This is a genomic window from Nocardia sp. NPDC003482, from assembly GCF_053588115.1.
The window spans coordinates 140,047-163,443 of the sequence record NZ_JBSFPI010000004.1 but is presented as its reverse complement, the minus strand read 5'-3'; the positions used below and the strand labels follow the sequence as shown (position 1 = coordinate 163,443).

Below are 23,397 nucleotides of genomic sequence, written 5' to 3'. Positions count from 1 at the left end.
GGGTAGATCTGGATGGCTGAGCTACCCGGTTGGCTCAGTTGGCTCGAATGGGTCGCGGGCTCGGAATGGCCGGACGGTGACCCCGACCGGATGCGCGACGGTGTCGCCACGCCGTGGCGCACCGCCGCGGGCGATCTGCGCAAACTGCTCACCGACATCGAGGAAGCCAAATCGGCGTCGCTCGCGGCCTATCCGCAGGGCGTGGGCACCGAGGAGATCAGCAAGGCGTTCGACTCGCTGCTGCACGGGGAGCAGTCGCTCGAGCAGCTGGCGAAGAACTTCGATCTGGTAGCGGAGTCGGCCGACCAGGCGGGCACCGAGATCGAATACACCCAGCTGATGTTCATCACGTCGCTGGGGATGTTGGCCGGTGAGATCATCGCGGCGTGGGCGTTCCCGCCGACCGCGCCCGCGGTGGAGGCGGCGGCGGTCGCGGCGACGCGGGTCGGCCTGCGCATCCTCAGCGAACAGTTGCTGAACGCGGTGCGCCGCATCGTCACCAAGATGATCTCCTCGGCGACATTGAAGTTCCTCGCCAAGCACGTGGCGATCGATACCGCCCTCGGCACCATCCAAGAGGTGGGCATCGAGGCGTATCAGGTGGCCGAGGGGCATCGGAAGGGGATCAGCTGGGATCAGGTGTTGATCACCGCGGTCAGCTCCGCGGCCGGTGGCGCGGCGGCGGGTCCCCTGGGTGAGACGCTGGGAGACGCGCTGGGCCGCAAGCTCGGTCGGTCGCTGGGCGGCAAGATCCTCAACGGCGCGATCACCGGCACCACCGCGGGCCTGGTCGGCGCGGGCGCGGGATACGTCGGCGCGACCGCCACTCAACTGGGTCTCGCCGCCCTGGACGGCAAGTTCGGCGAGGCGTGGAAGAACGTCAAGGACGCGGGCATCGATCCGCGCATGTTCACCGCGGGCGCGACCAATGGCGCGATGAGCGGCGCGAACAAGGCCGGGGCGAACCACTTCTGGGAGAAGCACCCCACCGAGGCGATGAATCGGCCCGGGTTCAGCACCCGGATGAACGACCTGTTCAATACCGGGCAGGACGGGCCGAACGGCGCGACGCCACCACCCGTCGGCGGCGACGGCAGCGCCCCGCAGTCCGGAAACCATCGCGCCGGGGCCGCGCCCGAGGACGGAAACACCAACGGCCAGTCGGGGGTTCAGGCGTCCGGTGGAGGCGGCTCGCAGTCCGATGGGTCGGGGGAATCGCAGAAGCCGACCCACCCGACGGGATCGCCCGGCTCACAGGGGCAGTCGGGCTCGCAGGGTGCGGGTGAATCCGGCACACGGGGTCCGGGTCAGCACGATGACTCGGGACAGGGTGGGACGCAGGGCGATTCCGGGAGCGCCGGGGACCACGGCGATACGCGCGGTTCGGGCGAGTCGGAAAGTGCTGGGAAGCACGATGATTCGCATGGTCCCGGTGAGCAGGAGGGCGATTCGCACGGCGCGGGGAAGCAGGAGGGTGCCGGGGAGCACGGCGCGAGCGGATCGGAAGGCACTGGGGAGCACGGCGATACGCACGGTGTGGGTGCGCAGCAAGGTACCGGGGAGCACGGCGCGCGCGAATCGGAAGGCACTGGGGAGCACGGCGGGGGTACGCAGCAGGGTACCGGCGAGCACGGCGCGGGTGAGTCGAAAGACGCTGGGGAGCAGGGCGATTCACAGCACGGGGACTCGCGGGGTTCGGATCAGACCGGGAATGCGCCGGTATCGGGGGCGGGCGAGCGTTCGGGCGACTCCGGCCAGCAGGGCGCCGGAGCGTCCGACGGCACGCCCGCGGTCCGGCCGACCGGCGCGTCCGGGTCGAGCACCGACGAGGCGGCGGGGCACAACGGGACGAACGAACCCCATGCGCCGCAACAGGATTCCGGAACCACCAAGACCGCCGATGCGGCACCGCCGGGCACCGGGCGCACCGGGGAGACCGATACCAAGCCCGCCACCCCGGCAGAGCACAACGGGGAGCCGGTCAAGGCCGCCGACACCAACGGCCAACCGCATTCCCCGGGCACGGACGCGCGCGAGCCGGGTGTCACCGGTGGGACGCCGAAGAACGAACAGCATCAACAGGTTCCGCCGAACAACGGCGTCGTCGCGGGCGCGCCTCCGGCGAACGGGACCGGATCCACCCCGGGCGCACCGCGCACCGGCGCGCCGACGACCGCCGAGAACCTCGGTGGCAACTCGTCTCCGGCGACACCGCGCGCCAGTGAGCTTCGGGGCGCGAGCGAGGTCCGCACGCCCGGCGACACCGCCACGCCCCGCGCCGGAACCACGGACCAAACCCGGGTGGGCGGCGAAAACCCCACCGAGACAACGACACCCGCCGACCGCCGAGCGGGCGCGGCGCCCGCACGCCAGCCGAACGGCGAGACCAGGGCCGGTGTGCAGGCCGCCAGCGGCCAGGAGGCGACCCCCGCGAAGAACGGCCGCCAGCAGACCGACGGCACGGACGGCAAGCGCCCGGGCGAGGAGCAGACCGGACCGCTGGTCGCGCCGATCGCGGTTCCGGTCGACGAGAGCGCGCCGCGCCCGCAACCGGCTCGCGCGGGCGGTGGCGGCGGTAAGGAACCGCCGTCGCGTCCACCGCGCACCGGCGGCCCGCCGGACGAGCCGGGTGACGAATCGCGCCGGGGCGGCAACGAACCGAAGGGCGGAACGCCCAAGAGCGCGGAACCGAAGGGCGACAACCCCTTCCAGCTCGAATCGACCCTCCTCGAGCCCACCGCCATGGAGCCGTCCGGGCGGGTGCGCGAGATCATCGTGGAGATCGACGGCGAACAGGTGACGGTCCGGGTGGTCCCCGACGGCGAGGGCGGCTGGAAGCCCGCGCCGCCGGAGAATGCGACCACCGCCCCGGACCACGGCGCCAGCCCCGAGGAGCAGTCCAGGCTGCGCCGCGCCTGGCAGCGCGTCCAGGAGTTCCTGAGCCCCAAGGGTTTCGAGGGCAAGTCCTACAAGTACCCGTCCGGATCGGGCAACGACTCGAAGGGGCAGACCGCCGTCAAGGACGGCATCAAGCACGCCCCCGAACTGTTCGAGAACCACCCCGCCCCGCATCCGGCCCCGCATCCGCAACCGCACGGCCCGGTCGCGAGCCCCGCCCCCGAGCACGGCGAACACGGCAGCGACCCGGTGGCGCGCATCCTCAAGGAGGGCGCGACCGCCTGGAAGAACCGCGAGCATCTGCCGTTGCTGGGCCGCCTGTCCGCGCGCATGGCGATCGAGGCGGGGGAGTACACCCCGGTGCACGACGCCGACGGCGCGGAGTACAAGCCGTGGCTGACCGACGTCGATCCGGTCGAGGCGCACCGCAATATCTCCGACGCGCTCGAGGGCGGCTACATCGACCACGACACGGCCGCACAGGATCTGCGCGACCTGCTGTCGGTGGTCGACAACCCCGCGCTGCGGCACGAGATCCTGCTCGATCTGGCCCGGCACGACCTGGTGCCGCGCGCGGAGGGTCTCGCCGCGCTGGTGGAGAACTTCCGCGCGGTCACCGATCCGGAGCTGCGCGACCGCATCATCAACGATCTGGCGTTCCACGATCTGATCGGGATCGACCGGATCATCGACCTCGAGAACGAGCCGATCCCCGATCCGCCCGACCACCCCGTGCCCGACGCCCAGCACCACCACGACGACGGGCCGCCGCCCGCGGACGAAACCCTCACCGAACTGGCGGAGCGCCTGGGCTTCCGGCTGCCGGACGAATCGCCCGAGACCATCCGGCGCGTCCTCGCCGAACAGGAATACCGCACGCTGCGCACGACCGCGGCGATCGAGGGACTCGCCGACGCGGCCCGCCGCTACCACGAGGAGGTCACCCGCCCCTACGGCTGGCGCGACGCCGACGGACAGGCCCGCCCCGATGTCGCGGGCGAATTGCCGCGCGGCCCCGAGGGTCCCGCCGTCCCCGTGCCCAAGGGCGAGGTGCCGCGCAGCTTCTTCGACGACAACCCGGTCGGGCACTTCCTGAGCGAACTCATCGCCGCGCGCGGCGACAACCCCGGCCTGCGCGATATGACGCCGATCGGCAACGGCGCCGACCCGCTGCCGGAGTGGGGGCATGTCGGTGACAATCCGGAGGTCGGCCGCGACGACGGTCTGCTCGCGTTCTTCGAACACGCCCTGCGGCGCGACCAGCTGCGCGAGGAATTGTCCACGTGGGCACAGATGTTCGGCCTCGGCTTCGACGAGGTGATCGGCAACCACCCGGACGGCACCCCGGTTCTCGACGAGACCCTGAACCGGCTGCGCGATCAGAACGCCGCGCGCGCCGATCGGCTCGCCGAACTGCGCGACGCGGCCGAGGCGGTGCTCCCGCCCGAGGAGACGCCCGTCGGCGAGCGGCACGGCGACCAGGCCGCGCGCGTGCCGATCGGCGACGGCCAGCCCGACCGCCTGGTCGTGGTGGACGGGGAGCGCCCCCGCGACGAGGTGCTGGCGAATCTGCTTGCGGCGCACCCGGATCTGGCCGAGGCGGTGAACAAGGGGGAGGTCGTCGTCGACTACCGCAAGGTGCGGTTGGACGAGGCCGGGGATGTGCACCTCGATCCGATCGACACCCCCGAGGTGCGCCACCACCGCGGCACCCTCGACGGCGGGGACGTCGTCGTCACGATGGTGCGCGACGCCGACGGCGAGTGGCGGGCGGTCCCGCACGATACCGATCCGGCCGCGGGCACGCCGTCGGGGGACATGGCCCCGCCCCGGTCGCCGCGGGAGTTGCTGGGCGATCTCGTGGACGTGGCGCGCGAGCTGGGCCTCGGGCCGCAGGACGTGGCGCGCCTGCTCACCGATCCCGAACATCTCGCCCGCACGATCGCGGATATGAAGCTGCTCAACGCGGTACGCGCCGGGCAGGTCGAGGCGTTGAGCGATTACGCCCGCGCGATGAACGACATGCAGACCTACCACATGTTGCAGTCGAGCGACGGCAAGGGCCGCGCCCCGCTCGCGCAGCTGCTCGGTCTGGGTGAGTCGGAGCTGACCGCCGACGCCATGGCGCATCGGCTCGCCGACTCCGATCAGCGAAATGCGTTGCGCCGCCAGCAGATCAAGGCGTTGATCGATTACGCGAAGCTGGTGCGCGGCGTGGACGCCGACGCCGTGAACGCCGCGCGCGATCGGCTGGTGCGGCGGTTGCTCGGCGACGACGCCGGTCTCACCGAGTTGTCCCCGCTCAAGCCGAAGGTCTCCGACAAGGGACCCGTGGACTGGGTGGCCGATCCCACCGGCCTGGACCCGAAGAAGCTGTTCAAGGCGATCCGGGCGCTGGAGCGGCAGGGCGACGCGGGACATCAGCGGGTGCGCGACGCGCTCGAGGAGTACACCCGGGCGCTGCTGGACGCCGATCCGTATTCGCACGGCGCCGACGGTGACCGCCCGCCCGCCGATCCGCGGGTGGGCGATGCCGAGGCGCCGGTGCACGACACCGAGGCCCTGCCGGCCCTGCGCGACATCATCGCCGACGCGATGGGCGCCGCCGATCCGCGCGAATTCGGCCGCGCCGTCGCCGATGCCGCCGCCCGGGCCGCGGAAAACGCACCGCCGTACGATGATTCGGACCCGCGACCCGAGCCCGCCGACGACTGGGCCCGCCTGCTCGGCGTCGATCTCGCCGACGCCGATCCCGAGACGTTCATCAAGGTCTACGAGGCGTTCCGCGACGGCCGCATCGACAAACACGAGGGCCCCCAGGATCTGCCCGCCGCCACCCAGGCCCTGCGCGACGAGGTCCGGCAGCGTCAGGACCAGATCAACCGGCTCGCCGACCTCGCCGAGCGGCTCCAGCAGGCCGATCGCGGCCTGGGAGAAGGCGAGCGCCCCGCGGCCGAGGGCAGCCCGGAACACCGTGCGCCGCAATCGAATTCGGAGGGCGACCGGCCTCGTCCGTCCGAGGCCGTGCGGCGGGAGCTCGACAAGTACGACGAATCGGCGCGCAGGCGCACCGAGGAGGCCGAGCGGCTGCACCGCGAGGTCATGGAGCGGATCGAGCGGATGCGCCGCGAGCTGGACGCCCCGCTCGACCTGCCGGAGGTGGAACCGGCCGCGCCGCACCGGGATTCGGAACCGTCCGAGGCAGTGCGGCGCGAGCTGGCCGAGTTCGACGAGTCGGCGCGGCAGCGGGCCGAGGAGGCCGAGCGGCAGCACCGCGAGCTGATGGACCGGATCGAACGGCTGCGCCGCGAGCTGGCCGGTGAACCGGAACCGGTTGCCCCCCACCATGACTCCGACGACGCGCTGCGCCGGGAGCTCGCCAAGCTGGACGAGACGTTCCGGCGCAATGCCGAGGAGGCCGAGCGGCAGCACCGCGAGGTGATGGATCGGGTCGAGCGCCTGCGGCGCGAGCTGGCGGGGGAGGATCCGGCCGCCGATCCGGAGGTCGCCCGGCACGTGGGCGCGGGAGCCGACGAATACCGCCGTCTCCTGGACGATCTCGATCGTGGCGGCGCCGAGGACCCCGCGCATCCCATCGAACCGGCCGCGCCCTCCCGGCCCGATGACGCGCTGCGCCGGGAGCTCGCCAAGCTGGACGAGACGTTCCGGCGCAATGCCGAGGAGGCCGAGCAGCAGCACCGCGAGGTCATGGATCGGATCGAGCGGCTGCGGCGGGAACTGGCCGATGCCGCGGCCGAGCAAGATGTCCTCGCCGCGGGCGAAACCGATGTTCCGCCACCGCATCTCGGCGACAAACATCCTATCGACGCCGCCCGGCGTCGCCAGGCCGAACTGCTCGAGGCCGAGTTCCGCCGCCGCGAGGAGGCCGCCGAACGCGAGTTCCAGGCCCTCATGGACCACGTCGAACGGGTCCGCCGGGAACTGTTCGGCGAATCCGACGGCGACGATCCCGACGCCCCGCCCCAGGGCGCGCCGCGCCCCGAACCCGACCGCCCCGGCGACGGCGGCGGGGCGCAGCGGCTGCCCGACGAGGACGCCGCCCATGGCGACATCCCGGCCGACGGCTCCGGCTCCGACCACGGCCCCCGTATCGACGACGACTGGTCCGGTCTGGACGCCGACGGCGTCGCGGACCGGCTGCGCGACGAATTCGGTGTGGCGGCAATCGGTTTCGAGGACGCGCACCCCGTCGTCGCCCAGGAGATCGGCCGCGCCGTCGAGGAGGTGCTCACCCGCTTCCCGCGGTCGGAGTTCCCGCAGCTGGATCTGCGGCGCATCCGGATCGATACGCTCGCCGACGGGCAGTTCGCCAAGACCGTCGGCATCGCGCGCACCCACGACCGCGATCAGGTGTTCTCCGAGATCGTCGTGAACCGGGTCATCGCCACGGATCTGGGCCGGTTCAACCGCTCGGTCGATCTGAACATCGCGGATCGCCGGTTCCACCCGAGCTTCCATGACCGCCCGGTGTACAGCATCGTCATCCACGAACTCGGGCACGTCCTCGACAAGGCCGGCTCACCGCTCACCCGCAGGCGGCTCGAGGGCGACGTCCCGATGGATCTGCTGCGGGCCTACGTGCGCGCCCACCCGGACGGCAATATGCACGACTTCGGGGAATGGCTGAAGCAGTTGAGCGGCTACAGCTTCAACGATCCGGCGAAGTCGGACCTCAATCCGGGCGAGGCGCTGGCGGAGGGCTTCGCCGAGGTGATGCTGCGCGGCGAGCACGCCTCCCCGCCCGCGCGGGCGCTGCACGACCTGCTGGTCGACGCCGCGCGGCAGGCCCCGCCGGTCGGGCCCGAGGACCGGGCCGAACAGCCCGATCACGCGCGGGGCCGGTTCGACGACGAGTGGACCGCTCGCACGCCGGACGAGATCGCCCGAATCCTCGGGGAACGGCACGGGCTCGAGGTCTTCGGATTCGATCTCCCCGGGGTGCATCCGGACGTGGTGCGGGACTTCGCGTGGGCCGCGGACACGATGTTGCGCAGGCATCCCCAGATCGATCTGCGCTCGATCGGGATCGCGGACATCAATCCGATCGCCAACGCGTCCTACCGCCGCGATCCCGACACCGGGCAGGTGGTCACCGAGGCCATCCGGCTCAACCGGAAGTACGCCGACGATCCCGCGGACCTGCGCCGGATCTTCGATCAGGCGTTGCGGCACAAGTGGTTCCGGCCGGGCGGCGAGTCGGATCCGGTGTACACGACGATCGTGCACGAACTCGGGCACGCCCTCGACAACGCGGGCGGCCGGGCGCTGCACGACACGCTCGAGCACGACCTCATGCGCCATTTCGCGCGGCGCCATCCCGGCGGGTCGATCGACGACTACCACGCGTGGCTGCATCAACTCAGCGGACGCAGTTTCGAATCCACCGTCGGGCCGGACGGCAAGTCGGTGGTGTACTCCGACACCGTGCAGGTGAACGAGGCCATCGCCGAGGCGTTCGTGGATGTGGAGATCAACGGCGAGAACGCCAGCGAGCCAGCGCGTTTCATCTACGACCGGTTGGTGGAGACGGCTGGTGGCGACCCCGCCGCACTGCATCACCCCGGCACCGACGATATGGCCGCTCCCGAACCGCCTTTCGGCGAGAACGACGGCGACGTCCTGCACGAGGGCAACCTCCCCGAGGGCGGCACGCCGTTGTACCGGGGCGTTCCGCGCCTGCTCGACGACGGTTCCATCAATCCCGCCTACGAGCTGGCCCGCCGAGGCATCGCGCAACCGCGCGGGGATCAGGACGTCTCGGCCGAGGACCACATCTGGAACCGGAGCGCGGTGAGCGATTCGACCTCCTGGACCCGGGATCTGTCGACCGCCAAGATCTTCGCCCACCACGACGGCGTCATCCTCGAATGGCGGACCGGCCTGCCCCCGGAGGGCGCGACCTGGAAGTTCAAGCCGATCCTGGACGCCGACCCGATCTACGCGCAGGTGCTCATCCAGGGCACCGTCACCGATGTTCGCGCGGTGCGGCACGTGATCGACACCGATGTCTCCGGCGTGGACGGCATGGCCGGGCCGCCCGAGCCGCCGCACGCGGAGACCGCGCGGGCGGCGTTCGGGGAGAATCGGCCCGACGGCTGGGTCGCCCACGTTCCCGACGCGGCGACCGTCCGCACCTGGAATGTCCTGGGCCACACGGAGATCGGACGCGAGGCGCTGGGCGCGCTGCGTGCCGCCGGGGCGGAGGTGCGGTTCGGCGACACGGCCGACGGCTTCGACGGCCGGACCATGGACATCGTCGTGGATACCGTTGGGCGGCACGGTCTTTCGCAGGCCGCCGCCGTGGTGCGGGCGGGAGCGCTGGCCGAGTCCGTGCGGTCCGGCGATGTCGAGGTGGATCCGGCGCGCATGCGCGCCATGGACCGAACCGAGTTCGTCGACGCGTGGGTGCGGGCGGACGCCACGGCGTTCGGGCGCGAGGCGGAGTTCCTGCGCGAGCTGTCCGACGCGGGATACGACATCTCCCGGGCATCGTCGCGAGATCGGGACGGCGCCGGATACGAGCTGGTGGACCGGGCCTACGACGAGGCGCTGCGCGCGGTGTACCTCGACGCGCACGACGCCGCCGTGGCCGCCGCGCGCCGGGCCGGTGTCCCGGAGTCGCTGTTGCGCGGTGTGGGCCGGGACGCCGGGGTGGCGGCCCTGTTGGCGGACGGGCGATTCGACGCGCTCCACCATCCGGACGCGGGCGGCGGTTACCGCGAGATCCATGGCCGGGACTGGGATGCCGCCCAGCACACCGGCATTCGCGACGGCTCCACCGAATACGTGCCGCCCTCGGCGGAGTCCGCGCAGCGGCTGCGGGAGTTGGTTCGCGAATTCGCGGCGGCCCGGCGGGAGGTGCGGGGGCTCGAGGCGGATCTCTCGCGCGCGCTGGCGCACGTCTGGCCCGATCGACGCGCCGACGCGGGCGTCCCCGATACCGCCGAGGGCGTCCTGGACCTGATCTATGAGCGCGGTATCGGCTATCCGTCCGATCCGCGCGGGGCCGTGGCGCTGGACCTGGCTCGCCGCCTGCTCGACGCGCACACTGCGCTCGATCAAGCGCACGCGGCGGTCGGCGAGCACGTGGGCCGCGACCTGACCGACACCGACAAGACGCGAGCCCGCGTGGTGATCGACGAATCCGGTGTCGTACGAGTCGATTCCGCGAACCACCACCCCGAGCCCGCCCCGGACCCGAACCGGCCGATCTACCGCGAGGGCGCGGGGCCCGAGCCGTACTTCGACAAGATCCACGCCAAGGCCGAGCAGGCCCTCACCGATCTCGCGCCGCGGGCGGTCGAGCTGTTGCGGCGGGCCGCCGACGACAGCGGCCGGGGCTCGGATTCGGTGGTCGCGTGGGCCGCCGACGTGCTCGAGCGGCACGACGTCGACACCCGGATCAGCCCCGTGCCGGACGAGTCGGGGCGGTCGCTCGCGGGTTACGACCCGGCGACCAACACCCTCGTCCTCGCCAGCGGTCCGCACGACCAGCACGGGATCGCCGAACTGGTGCGGGCGGCCGCGCTGGCGGATACGGCGTTCGGGGACGGCGGTGGGCTCGACGTCTTTTCGCGGCCGCGCACCGAATACGTCCGGACCATGCTGGACCGGCACGCGGACGCCTTCGCCTTGGCCGCCCGCGATCGGATGCAGCGCGGCGTGGGCTCCGGCGATGCATCCCGCACCACGCCGGACCATCACGCGATGGACCGGGCCGAGGCGCGCTACCGCGAGGCGTATCGGGACGCTCTCGACCGGTCCTGGAAGACCTTCTCCCGAGACGCCGTGGACATCGCGCACCGGGAGGCCGCCGCGCACCGCGCGGGTGTGCGGGCGGTGCGCGACCAGCTGATCGGTCCCGGCGGGCCGCGCCTGGGCGACCGGTCCTATGCCGACCACTTCGCCGCGGAATGGGATCGGGCCCACGGCCTTTCGCCCGAACCGGCACCGGCGCTGTCGCACCGCGACGATCCCCGATCGCACGCGGCGAGCTACGTCGTCGAACTCGAGATGATCCGGATGATGCGCGACGCGGGCACCGCGCTGCCGGTCGGACCCACCGAGCGGGTGTACGCCGACGCCTACGACAAGGCGTACCGGAAGGCGGAGCGGGCCGTCCAGCGTGGCCGGGACACCCTGCCCCCGGAGCGCGCCGGGTACGAGGCCGGGCTGAAGGCGGTCCGGCGCCGGCTGGACAAGGTCGGGCTCGACGCCGCGGAGGCGGAGTTCGACGTGGTCCGCTCGTTCGGCAAGGACGACGATCCGCGCTGGGGCAGTCCGCGAGGAACCGGCCCCGATTCACCATCGGTTGTCGAAACCCGTTCCGAGGCAGCGCATTCGGTGACGGCCACCGACGCGGAGATCGCGGCGGCGACGCGCCGGGCGCTGGCCGCGCGGATCGCGGGCCACCCCTCGGCCGAACTCCTGACCGACCGCGTGGCCCGGCTGGCCGCGACGACCGACGTCACGCCGAAACTGGTGGTCGTCGCCCGCGACGGCGAGCATCTGGCCGCGCTGGCCGAACTCGACGAGCGGTACGCCGACGTGCTGTGGGACCGGACGCACACCCTCGAATACCGCACGCTCCGAACGGGTGACGACGGCGCGCTGATCGACGTGCCCGTGGAGCGGCGGGAGGCCGAAGGACCGTTCCGCAAGCCGAGCTACCCCGAGGCCCGCGACGAGATGCTCGCGCACTACCTGCGCTATCGCGCGGCGGGACAGACCGACCTCGGCTTCGACCGCTGGCTGCGGCAACTCCCCGACGACGCGGTGGCCACCACGAGCCGGTCCCGGTTCGGCCGGGCGCGGCCGGAGCCGGGCGGGCTCGCCGGGAACTTCGTCGAGGTCGGCTATCGGCAGGCGCGGCGGTTCGGCGACGAGATCGGCCCCCCGCATCCGGCGCACGTCGCCCGCGAACTCATGACGCGGCGCATCCCCATGCCGATCGACGGGACCGTGGGCCGGAACACCGCACAGTACGTTCCGCACACCGCCGAGGTCGGCGGCTTCGAGGTGCCCGTCTATCTGGAGCGCGACGGCCGCGGCGGCTGGCGGGTGCCCGGCCCGGTCGGCGTGCCGGGCAGTCACGACGCGCTGGCCGGATATCTGCGCGGGCTGTCGGATTCGGACGCCGGGCGGTTGGTGACGCGGATCGAGAAGATCCTGTCCGACGGCAGCGTGCCATTGGCGCGGGTCGACGGGGTTCACGCGAATCCGGTTGAGCCGCATCATGATTCCGGATCGGACGGAACGCGACCCGAACCCGGTCGTCCCGACACGAGCGAGGACTGGTCGCGGCACGACCCCGGGGACATCGCCCGCATCCTCGCCGAGCGGCACGGGCTCGAGGTTTTCGGGTTCGATCTGCCCGGCGTCCATCCCGACGTCGTTCGCGACATCGCCCGCGCCGCCGACACGATGCTGCGCAAGTATTCGCGAATCGAGTTGCGGTCCATCGGGATCGGCGATCCGGAGGGCGGCGCGATCGCCACCCTGCGCAGCACCCTCGACCCGCGGACCGGGCGCTATGTCAGCGAGGCCATCACGTTCAACCGGCACTACGCCGACGACCCGACGGTGTTGCGGCGGGAGGTCGAGCAGGACGTCCGCTCCGGCTGGTTCTGGCCCGGGGCCGAGGCGGATCCGGTCTACACCGCGGTCGTGCACGAATTCGGTCACGCCCTGGACGACGCCGGATCGAACGCTCTGGACGACACGCTCGAACGGGAGCTGCTGACGCATTATCTGACCGAGCTCGGTGGCGTGCCCGAGGGATTCCGGGACGCGTTGCACCAGCTGGACGACGCGAGTTTCAACGCTCACCGAGGCCCCGACGGGGGAATCGTCGTCGACGACACCCTCAATGTCCCGGAGGCCGTCGCCGAGGCGTTCGCCGCCGTGGAACTCCACGGCGAAAACGCCCCGGACTTCGCCCGTTTCATCTACGACCGGCTGGTCCGGGCGGCGGGCGAGACGGGTGTCGAAACGCTCGGCGGGCCGTCCCGCGGCGAACGTGACGGGGCCGTGGTGCACGCGGGCGCGCTTCCCGCGGAAGGTACGCCGCTGTATCGCGGAGTGCCCCGCCTGCTCGACGACGGGTCGATCAACCCCGCCTACGAATCGGCCCGCCGGGGCATCGCGCGACCGCCCGGGGACGGCGGCGACACCACCCTGTGGACCCGAAGCCGTTCCGCCGCCGAGGTTCTCGCGCACGACGACGGGATCATCCTCGAATGGCGGACCGGCCTGCCGCCCGAGGGCGCGACCTGGCGGTTCGAGTCGGACGGGGATCTGGACCACGTGCTCGTCGCGGGCACGCTCACCGACGCGCGCGCGACCCGCCACCGCGCCGACGCCGGTACCGACGCGATGGACGGCCTGCCGCTGCCGGACGAGCAGCCGCACGCCGAGACCGCGCGCGCCGCCTTCGGCGTCGACCAGCCCGACGGCCTGGTGACCCGGGTCCCCGACGAGGCGCTGGTCCGGGTGTGGAATGTGTTGGGCCACACCGAGAACGGCCGGGAGGCGCTGCGGGTGCTGCGGGAGGCGCGGGCGGGTGTGCGCTTCGACGGCCCGGCCGATACCGTCGATCCCCGCACGATGGACATCACCGTCGCGACCCAGGGACGGGACGTGTTGTCCCAGGCCGCCGCCGTCGTCCGGGCGTCGGCACGGGCCGAGTCGGCGTTGTTCGGCGACGCGGAGTACGACCCGGGCCGGATTCGCGTGCTGGGCCGGTCCGAATTCGTGGACGGCCGGATGCGCACGGACGCCGCCGCGTTCGGTCGCGAGGCGGAATTCCTGCGCGAGCTGTCCGAGGCCGGATACGACACGTCCGGCGTGTCGTCGCACGCGACCGGGTCCACCAATTACGAAGCGGTGCAAGCCGATTACGACAACGCGCTGCGCGCGGTGTATCTCGACGCCCACGACGCCGCGGTCGACGCCGCCCGGCGTTCCGGTGATCTGCCCGAGGAGATGCTGCGCGGCCTGGGCCGCCGGGCGGGTGTGGACGCGCTGCTGGCGGACGGACGGTTCGACGCGCCGAACTACCCGGCGCCCGGCAACGACTATCGCGCCGTCCACGGCCGGGAATGGGACGAGATCCAGCGCGGCGGCAATGTCGCCGACATTCCCGAACACATTCCGGCGTCGCCCGATTCGGCCCGGCGGTTGGCGTCGCTGGTGCGCGACCACGCCGCGGCGCGGCGGGAGGTGCGGCTGTTCGAGGCGGACTGGGTGCGGGCGATGGCGCATGTGGAGGCCCAGCCCCGGGCGGAGGCGCCCGCCACGCCGCGCGAGCTGGTCGAGGTGCTCCGCGACGGTGTCGGTCCGTTCGCGCGAGAACTGCGGCACGCCTTGGTCATCGACGTCACGCGCCGACTGATCGACGCGCACGCCGCCGTCGACCGGGCCCGGGAGGCCGTCGTCGAGCACGTGCGCGGGGATCTGCACGACATGTCGACCGATCCGGTGCGCGTCGTCATCGACGAAGCGGGCGTGGTGCGTTCGCATCTGGCCCCGCCCGACGCGTCCGAGCCGGTGGCCGGGCGGCTCGACGCGGACGCGCGACGGTATCTCGCCGGGCTCGCGGACCGAGCCGCCGCGACGATCGCCGACAATGTCTCCGCGCCGATCGCCGAACTGGGGCGGACGGCCCGGGACGGCGGCTCCACCCCGATCGCCGAATGGGCGGCCGAGGTGCTGCGGCGCCACGAGGTCGACATTCGCGACAGCACCCTGACACCGACCCTGCGTGCCGCCGAATCGGATGTCTGGTCCTCCCCGCGGTGGGAGCATCGTGGTCCGCTGCCGGGCTACGATCCGGCGACCAACACCGTCGTGCTGGGCCGCGGCTTCGATCTCGACGGCGGCCGAGCCCACGGCCACACCGGCCGCGACCGGACCGCCGAACTGGTCCGGGCGGCGGCCCTGGCCGATTCGACCTTCCGGCGGGGCGGCGGGCCGCTGGAGGTCCACACCTCGTCCCGCGCGGACTACGTGCACACGATGCTGGATCGGCACGCCGAGGCGTACGCCCTGGCTGCCCGGGAACGGCAGCAGCAGGGACACGGTCCGGAGCTGAGGGAACTCGGCATCCGGCGCGGGATCGCGATGGACCGGATCGAGGAGGTCTACCGCGCCGCGTACGACCGGGCCCTCGCCGACGCCGAGCGGGCGTTCCCCGCGTCGACCGCGCACCGGCTCGATCTGGAGGCCGCGGCACATCGCGCCGGATTCCGGGCGGTCCGCGAACAATTGGCCGGCGGCGACGGCCCGCGCCGCTACACCATGTCCTACGCGGAGCACTTCGCGGCGGAATGGGATGTCGCCCATGGCTTTTCGCCGGGCGCGCCGCCGCTGCGCCCCTCCGCCGACACCGACCGGGTGCGGGACTACGCCGTGGAGATCGAGACCTTCCGGATGCTTCGCGAGGCGGGCACACCCGTTCCGCTCGGCCCCGCCGAACGGGTCTACACCGACGCGCACGACGCGGCGTATCGACGGGCGGAGCGCGCGGCCGAGCGGGGACGGGACGCGCCGCCTCCGAAGCGGGCGGGTTACGAGGCCGGGATCGAGGCGCTTCGTCGTCATCTGGACAAGGTGGGGACCGAGGCCGCCGAGACGACCTTCGACGTGGCTCGGTCCGCGGTCGACGAGAACCGGTCGCGGTGGGGCGATCCGCGCGCGTCGGGCGCCGCGCCGGACGCTCCGGCCCGCACGCACTCCGACCGGGCGGTGGCGGCGGCGTCCCGGCGCGCGCTGGACGAGCGGATCGCGCGATACCCTGAGGGAGAACGGCTGACCGATCACGTCGCCCGGTTGTCCGCGCCCACCGACGACCGGCCGACGCTGTTGGTCGTCGCCCGCGAGGGTGAGCATGTGCGCGCGCTCGAGGCGCTCGCGGCGGCCGATTCCCGATACGCCGATGTGTTGTGGAACGGTTCGCACCGTATCGAGTACCGCGCGCTGATCAGCGGGGACGACGCCGAACCGCACGCGATTCCCGTCTCGCGGCAGGCCGCCGAGGGGCCGTTCCGCGAGCCGACCGAGTCCGAGGCCCGCGCCGAGATGCTGGCCCACTACCTCCGTTACCGCGACGCGGGCCTGACCGACCTCGGCTACGACGCCTGGGTGCGGCAACTCGGCGACGAAACCGGCGGTCTCGCAGAGGGTTTCGTGCGGGCCGGTCACCGGATGGCCCAGGACGTTCCGGGCATCGCGCCGCCGCATCCGGCGCACGTGGCCCGCGAACTGATGACGCGTCGGGTGCCGCTGCCGCAGGCCGGTGGGCCGCCGGACCTCCGGGCCGCGCGCCACGAACAGCGCACCTTCCGGGTCGGCGATATCGAGCTGAGCGTCCGTGTGGAGCGCGACGGTCAGGGGGGCTGGCGGCTGGCGCGCCCGGGCGCGGGCGGTACGACACACGACGCGATCGCGCGGCACCTGCACGGCATGGCGGACTCCGACGTGGATCGGCTGGTGCGCCGGATCGCGGGGACACTGCGCGACGGCACCGCGCCGCTGGCTCCCGCCGACACTCCGCGCGGACCCCTGCAACGACTCATAGACCGATTCAAAACGCCTCGGCCGCAAGCGGATTCTGGGACCGAACCGATGGCCGCGGCCACCGTCGACGGTAGCGCGGACGGTCACCCGCCCCGGATGTCCGACGGCGACGTGTGGTCCGGCCTCGATCGCGACAGTGTGCTGTGGGAGTTGGAGAATCGGCACCCCGGCCTGGAACTCCACGGGTTCGACGACGACATCCCCGTCGACACCGTCCGCGAGTTCGCGCGCGCGATCGACGACATGCTCACCCGGCATCCGCGAATCGACCTGCGCCGCATCGAGATCGCGCCGCTGGCGGGGAATCGGCACGGTGAGGCGGTCTGGCGCAAGGGGCCCGACGGGAGCTACCACGCCGAAAGCATCCGGCTGAACCGGGATCTCGCGATGGATCCGGAGGCGTTCCGGGCGGCGAAGCGGCACGCCGAGGACACCGGATTCTCCCCGCGCGGGGTGGCGGACCGGCCGGTGTACGCCACGGTCGTGCACGAACTCGGGCACGCGCTGGACTACGCGGGCGGCAAACACGCCCGGGCCGAGGCGCTGCGGGCACTGGTGGATCACTACCGGCAGACCCGCGACCGCGTCGATCCAGCCGAATTCCGTTCCTGGATGCGGGAACTCAGCGGCTACAGCTTCGACGGCAAGGGACGGTTCGACGCGGGCGAGGCGCTGGCCGACGCCTTCCTCGACGTGACGCTCAACGGGCGCGCCGCGTCCGAACCGGCACGGGTGCTGTACCGCCTGCTCACGGGCGAGGCCGAGATCGACCATGGCCCAGGAGGTTTCGACGACACCCACGGCGTCGATCACGCGGCGGGACCCGAGCGGGATGAGGCCGCCGAGTACGCGCGGTTGTTGCAGGAGCTTCAGGAGAAGACCCAGAAACTCGGCTACGCGCACAACAAGCTGGTGGACCGGGTCGAGCGGATGCCGGACCGCGACCAGCTCCAGCATCTGACGCACGACCGGGTCGCGCTGGCGCGGGAGGTGCTGCGGCGCTACGACGAGGCCGCGGTCGAACACGGCCATATCGATCCGATCGGTGACGACACGGCGCGCGGTTTCACCCGCCCGGCCGATCCGCGCGGCACCGCCCACGATCGGGAACTGCTGGCCAAACTGGCGAAGGCGGCCCAGGAGGTCTTCCAGCTCACCGACGACCTGAATCGGATCGAACAGGATCTCCGGCGGCTCGAGGGGGACGGCGCGGAGCCCCGGCCGCTGTCGCCCGCGACCCGGGCCGAGCTGGATCGGCTGGCGCAGGAGCGGGGCCGGGAACTGTTGCGGGTCAAGCCCCGTCGCGCCATGCGCGATGATCTGGCCGAGCGGTTCGGCGTACTGGACGAGTCCGGGCGGGTCGACGAGGCGGCGCTCGCCCATGATCGGCTCGACGACACCATCGCCCGGCTCGAGCTCGACCATCCCGAGCAGGGCGACCGGGTCCGGGCGCTCGAGGACGCCGCCCGCGACGTGAACGCGGCGCACAATCGGATCGGCCGCGTCCAGGACGAGATGGCCCGGGTCGCGGGCGCGTGGCGGCACGACATCGAGACCGTCGGCGGCCGCATGATCACCGATACGGTGGGGCTGGTCGAGGGCGAGCGGCCGCGCATCGTCGTCTTCGGGCCGCGCGCGGAACTGGGGGAGACCCCGCGGGCGCACTTCGACGCCGCGCTGACCCGTGCGTTGAACGAGAGCGGCGCGGTGGCGCAGGCGATGGTGCGACCGGAGACGACGGTGGAGTTCCGCCGGATCACCGCCGACCGCGAGGGCAGGCACGACACCACGGAACTGCCGCCGCCGGAAGTGAATCGGTACACGGCCAAGCCGCCGGGTATGCGGCGCATCGACATGACGTTCTGGGTGGACGAGCACGGCGATCGGCATCCGGTGAATCCGGCCCGGCCCGACTACGTGACGAACGGGACGCCGCCGACGGTGCCCAAGTCGTTCAAACCGCGCGATCTGCCCGAGGGGGTCAGCGGGTGGGCGTCGGAGCCGTTCCAGGCCGCGGTCGAGGCGCCGTTCGTGCATCATCCGCCGGGGGCGATTCCCGAGGAGCTGCTGCCCCGAATTCCGGGCGGGGAGCCCGAGATTCCGCCGGGGGTGCAGACCTACGAGGTGCCGTACTCCGGGGCGTTCTACAACGCCATGCGAATCATTCTGGAGACGGCCAAACTCAGCGGCTTCACCTGGTACAACGATCCCGATCATCCGGGGCGGGTGCATCCGGGGTTCAAGGGGCATCCGTGGTTCCGGGACAAGCCCACCGAGATTCAGCCGATGGTCCGCGAGATCGACCGCGGCGCGCTGACCGACGACCACGGCGAGATCGATCCCGGGTTCGTGCGCCAGCAGATCGGGCGCGAACTGGAGTGGGCGCGGGTGCAGCGCTGGGCGGATATGGAGTACGCCCGGTTCCGCGCGGACGAGGCGAACACCGATGTCGACCGCATCGCCGACGGCCTGGCCGAGCATCGGCGCACGCAGCGGCTGGCGGCCGCGCGGGATGTGGTGGACACCGTGCGGCGGCAGTTGGTCGACGCGCATCCCGGCATCGACCCGCGGGGTGACGTCGACGCCCAGCTGCGCTACGTCGACAGCGAAATCGACCGTGTCGCCGCGGAATTCGCCGACAAGTTCGTGGGCGGCGATCCGGATATCGTGCGCGGCACCGTCTCCGACGTCCGCGATCTGCTGTTCGACGAGGCGGACCCCGACGCCGTCGCCGCGGTGCTCGCCCCGCACATGAAGATCGACGTCCCCGACCTCACCCACGAGGATCTGGTCCGCATCAAGAACCATCTGATGCGCGACCCGCTGCTGGTACTCGATCCCGACAGCCACCAGGTCATGCGCCGCCCGCTGGACGCCGTGGCCGATGTCGCCGAGGCATGGAACCGGTTGATCGCGGGCGAGCCGCTCTCCCAGGACATCCTGCTGCTGCGCGACGCCCTGGCCGAATCCCGCTTCCTGGCCGTCAACCAGAACGTGACCTGGCACGAGGCCAACGCCTTCGTCGCGGCCATGGACGGCTTGCACTGGGACGCCCACCGTCCCCCGCTGACCGATTGGCGCGCGGATATCCCGTACGCGCCGCCTTCGCAGCTCACGCGGGTTCAGGGGGGTGGACCGGGGTCGCGGGCGGATGGCGGGGCTCGGGATCTGCCTTCGGGGCCGAATGATGGTGGGGGACAGGCGGGGACGAGGGGCGAGGTGCCGCCTTCGGTCACCGAGGTTCCGTCGGTCGGCTCGGGGGAGGAGACTCCCGAGCTTCCATCGTCTCCCGCGCGGGAAGAGGCTTCCGCTCGGCAGGAGGAGACTTCCGAAGCGCCGCTTGGCTTGCCGGGGGAGACTTCCGAGACGCCGCTCGCTTCGCGGGAGGGGGCTCCCGAAGCGCCGTTCGCCTCGCGGGAGGAGGCTCCCGGGACGCCGCTCGCTTCGCGGGAGGGGGCTCCCGAAGCGCCGTTCGCCTCGCAGGAGGAGGCTCCCGAAGCGCCGTTTGCTTCGCGGGAGGAGACTTCCGGGAGGGCTTCGGAGTCTTCGTCGCTCGGGTCCGGGGAGGAGGTCGGCGAGGGGTCGCGGTCCGCTCCCGGTGCGGCGGATGGGGCTGGGCGAGCGCGTACGGGGGCGGAGATTCTCGAGGGGATTCGGGATGTCGCAAGGCATTTCGGGATCGATCCGGAGGGACTGACTCCCGGTCAGTTGCGCGCCCGTATCTTCGACGCAGAGATTGCCGAGCGCACCCGCATCTACGGCGAGATGGAGGAGCTGGACAACGCCGGTCTTCCGCCCGACCGGCACTTCGAGATCCGGGACCGCCTCCAAGCGGAGCTCAACGCCAACTCCGCCCTCCGCAAGGGCGCCGACGCCGACCTGGCGGCATACCGGGCCCTAGAATCCAGCGCACCCCCGGCGGCGACCCCTCCCGAAGCGGAACCCACTGCCCCGCACGCTAACTCGCCCGAAAACTCGCACCCCGAGGAGGCCCCCACGGCCGAGCCGGGCCCGAGAATCGCGGCGGAGATCCTGGAGTCGATCCACGCGACCGCCCGCCGACTGAACATCGCCCCCGAGGGCCTCACTCCCGACCAGATCTACGGCCGCGTCATGAACGCGGAAATGGCCCGCCGCCAAGAGATCTACGACGCCATGGCCGCCGTGGACGCCGCCAACCTCCGTCCCGACGAACACTTCGCCGCCCACCGCCCCCTCCAGGCCGAACTCGACGCCCTGACCACCCTCCGCCGCCAACTCCGCGCCGACCTGGACGCCCTCCGCACCGCCCCGGCGGAACCGGCCATTGCTCAGAAGGCGCAGCCGCCGGTCACCGATGTGCCCCCCGGCACTGCCGAGGATGAGGCTGAACCTGCTGCCGCACAGGAAGTTTCGACACCAGCGCATCGAGCCGACGCCGGGGAGACCCTGGACGCCATGCGTACCCTGGCACGGCAACTCGGAATCGATCCGGAGGGCTTGGATGTCGACCAGATCCATCAGCGCATCCTGGATACCGAGGCCGCTCGCCGCGAGCAGCTGCGCCGGGATCTGGAGAGCCTCGACGGGCTCGCGCTTCCCCCGGATCAGCACTTCGAAGCCGAGCAGCAGCTCCAACGGCAGCTCGACGAACTCGCCGAGGCGCGCCGCGCGGCGGACGAGAACCTCGCGCGTCATAGGTCGGATTCCGGCGAAGCGCCGCCCGAGAAGGACGTCCCCTTCCGTGCCCTGACGCCGCCGGATTCGGAGCGGGACGAGGTGAAACCGCCCGCGCGGCCGCAGGATCCGGGCGATGGGTCGACCGTCAAGCGTGAGACCCCGGCTCCCCTCGGAGACAGCGAGAATCCGGCAGCGCCGTCGGAAGATACGAAGCCGTCAAATCCCGCTGAGCAAGGGGATGATTCGCACTCGACCGAGAGCGGCGACCGGTCCCATGCTCCGGAGGAGGGCGACCCGACTTCACCCGAAGGACGCGATCGGACGCGCGTTCCAGAGGGAGATACCGAAGAAGGAGGCGACGACGGAACCCCACCCGCCGACGGTGCCGACACCCCGAACGAGGAAGGGCCACGCTGGCACAGAAACCCCGTCCTGCGCTCCCACATCCCACACCCACCCCACTGGTACGACCCCAACCTCCCCGAAGTCGAGATCAACGACCCGGTAGACCCGGGCCCCTGGCTGCCCCCGCTCCCCCCGGAACCCCCGCGGCCCCCCGAACCCCCACACCCGCCCCATCCCCCGCATCCTCCGCATCCTCCGCGTCCGCCGCATCCTCCGCGTCCGCCGGAACCTCCGCGTCCGCCGCATCCTCCGCGTCCGCCGGAACCTCCGCGTCCGCCGGAACCACCGCGTCCGCCGGAACCCCCGCGTCCGCCGCATCCTCCGCGTCCGCCGGAACCCCCGCGCCCGCCGGAACCTCCGCGCCCGCCGGAACCTCCGCGCCCGCCGCATGCCCCGCGTCCGCCGGAACCGCCCGCGCCCCCGGTGCCACCGTGGCCGCCGAATCCGCCCGTGCCTCCGGGCATTCCGTGGCCGCCCCAACCCCCGGGTGGTCCGTGGCCACCCCAGCCTCCGGGGACTCCTGGTAACCCTTGGCCACCAGTGCCGCCGGGCGCTCCTGGGACGCCGGGCAATCCCTGGCCCCCGGTGCCGGGTGTGCCGGGGACGCCGGGTAACCCGCAGCCTCCGGGTGGGCCTGGAACGCCGGGTGACCCCTGGCCCCCTGTTCCGCCGGGGACGCCGGAAAACCCCTGGCCCCCGGGCAATCCGCAGTTGCCGAAGCCGCCGGAGTGGCCGGGGACGGGCTCGGCGGATCGGTCGCCGGGGCTCGGGCACTCGACGCCGGGTGACGGGCTGCCGCAGGTGCCGTCCGATGGTGTTGGCGGGCAGGCGAATTCGTGGCCGTCCGGGAATGGTGCGGCCGGGCCGGATCGGCACGGGCTGGGGGATGCTCCCGGTGGGCACGGCAATGGGGTGCCGCACGGTCCCGCTCCGGATTGGAGTGGTTCGCTGTCGAATTCGACTGGGAAGCAACAGAACAACTGGGACGCGTCCCCTGGCGGCCACGATTCGCAGCAGCCGCAGGGAAACGGGATGCCGGGCACCCCCGCACCCCCGTTCGCGCCTCCACCCCCGGCGGGACGGCCCTCGAACGGGCAGCGCCGCCGAATGTTCACCACCGCGCCCGCCGTGCCCTCGGCTCGGATCACCGTGCAGCCCTATGCCGGATTCGGGGAGTACTTGCAGCTGGATCCCGTGAGCGGGCGGTTGGAGCCGACGCCGATGGCGATGCAGGCGCCCGGTGGTGTGTACGGTGAGCTCGACGGGGTGCGGGTGGTGTTCTATCGCGGGCCCGGCGGGCTGGCGCTGCGGGTGGGGGATCGGGTGATCGATCTCGAGGATCACGCCGCGGCGGTGGTCTGGGACGGCGGGCCGGGCGGCGGGCGGACCCGATTCGCGGTCACCGTGGCGGGGGAGACCGTGAGTGAGCTGTGGTACCCGGCCGTGCCCGCGGATTTCGATGTCGGGCGGTTGGTCCGGGACGTGTGCGCGGACCCGGAACGTCGCGAACTCATCTTCGCGCGTTGACGATTCGGAACAGGAGCGAGAAACCATGCGCGAGGACCATCCATCCGACGACGACCTGCGCCGCGAGTTCGAGCGGGCGCTGGATTCGGTGTCGCGGGGTGCGGGCCTCACCTCCGAATCGGGGCTGGACGACGAGACCGAGAACGCCCTGTGGGCCATCGCCGACGCCCACCCGGACGTCCCCCCGGATCTGATCGAGGCCGCCCGCCGCGTCTTCGCGGCCCAGCTCGACGGCACCCACGCCCGGGACCAGGACGCGGAGCTGGATCGCCTGCTGGAAGAATTCGGTTCCGGAAACGACTGAGGAGATAT

At 72.2% G+C, this 23,397-nt stretch carries 2 protein-coding genes; both read left to right on the top strand.

Annotation, left to right across the window (positions count from 1 at the left end; all coding sequences use genetic code 11):
- Nucleotides 1-12: 12 nt before the first annotated feature.
- Nucleotides 13-23,085, top strand: coding sequence for a WXG100-like domain-containing protein (locus ACWDSJ_RS08150; RefSeq protein ID WP_450030160.1), 23,073 nt, complete (start codon nt 13-15; stop codon nt 23,083-23,085).
- Between the two features lie 25 nt (nt 23,086-23,110).
- Nucleotides 23,111-23,389: a hypothetical protein gene (locus ACWDSJ_RS08145; protein WP_387359835.1), complete on the top strand. Its 279-nt coding sequence runs from the start codon at nt 23,111-23,113 to the stop codon at nt 23,387-23,389.
- Nucleotides 23,390-23,397 lie beyond the last annotated feature (8 nt).

Coding starts and splice junctions, on each gene's coding strand:
- ACWDSJ_RS08145 (WP_387359835.1), top strand. CDS start 23,111: ATGCGCGAGGACCATCCATCCGACGACGACCTGCGCCGCGAGTTCGAG.
- ACWDSJ_RS08150 (WP_450030160.1), top strand. CDS start 13: ATGGCTGAGCTACCCGGTTGGCTCAGTTGGCTCGAATGGGTCGCGGGC.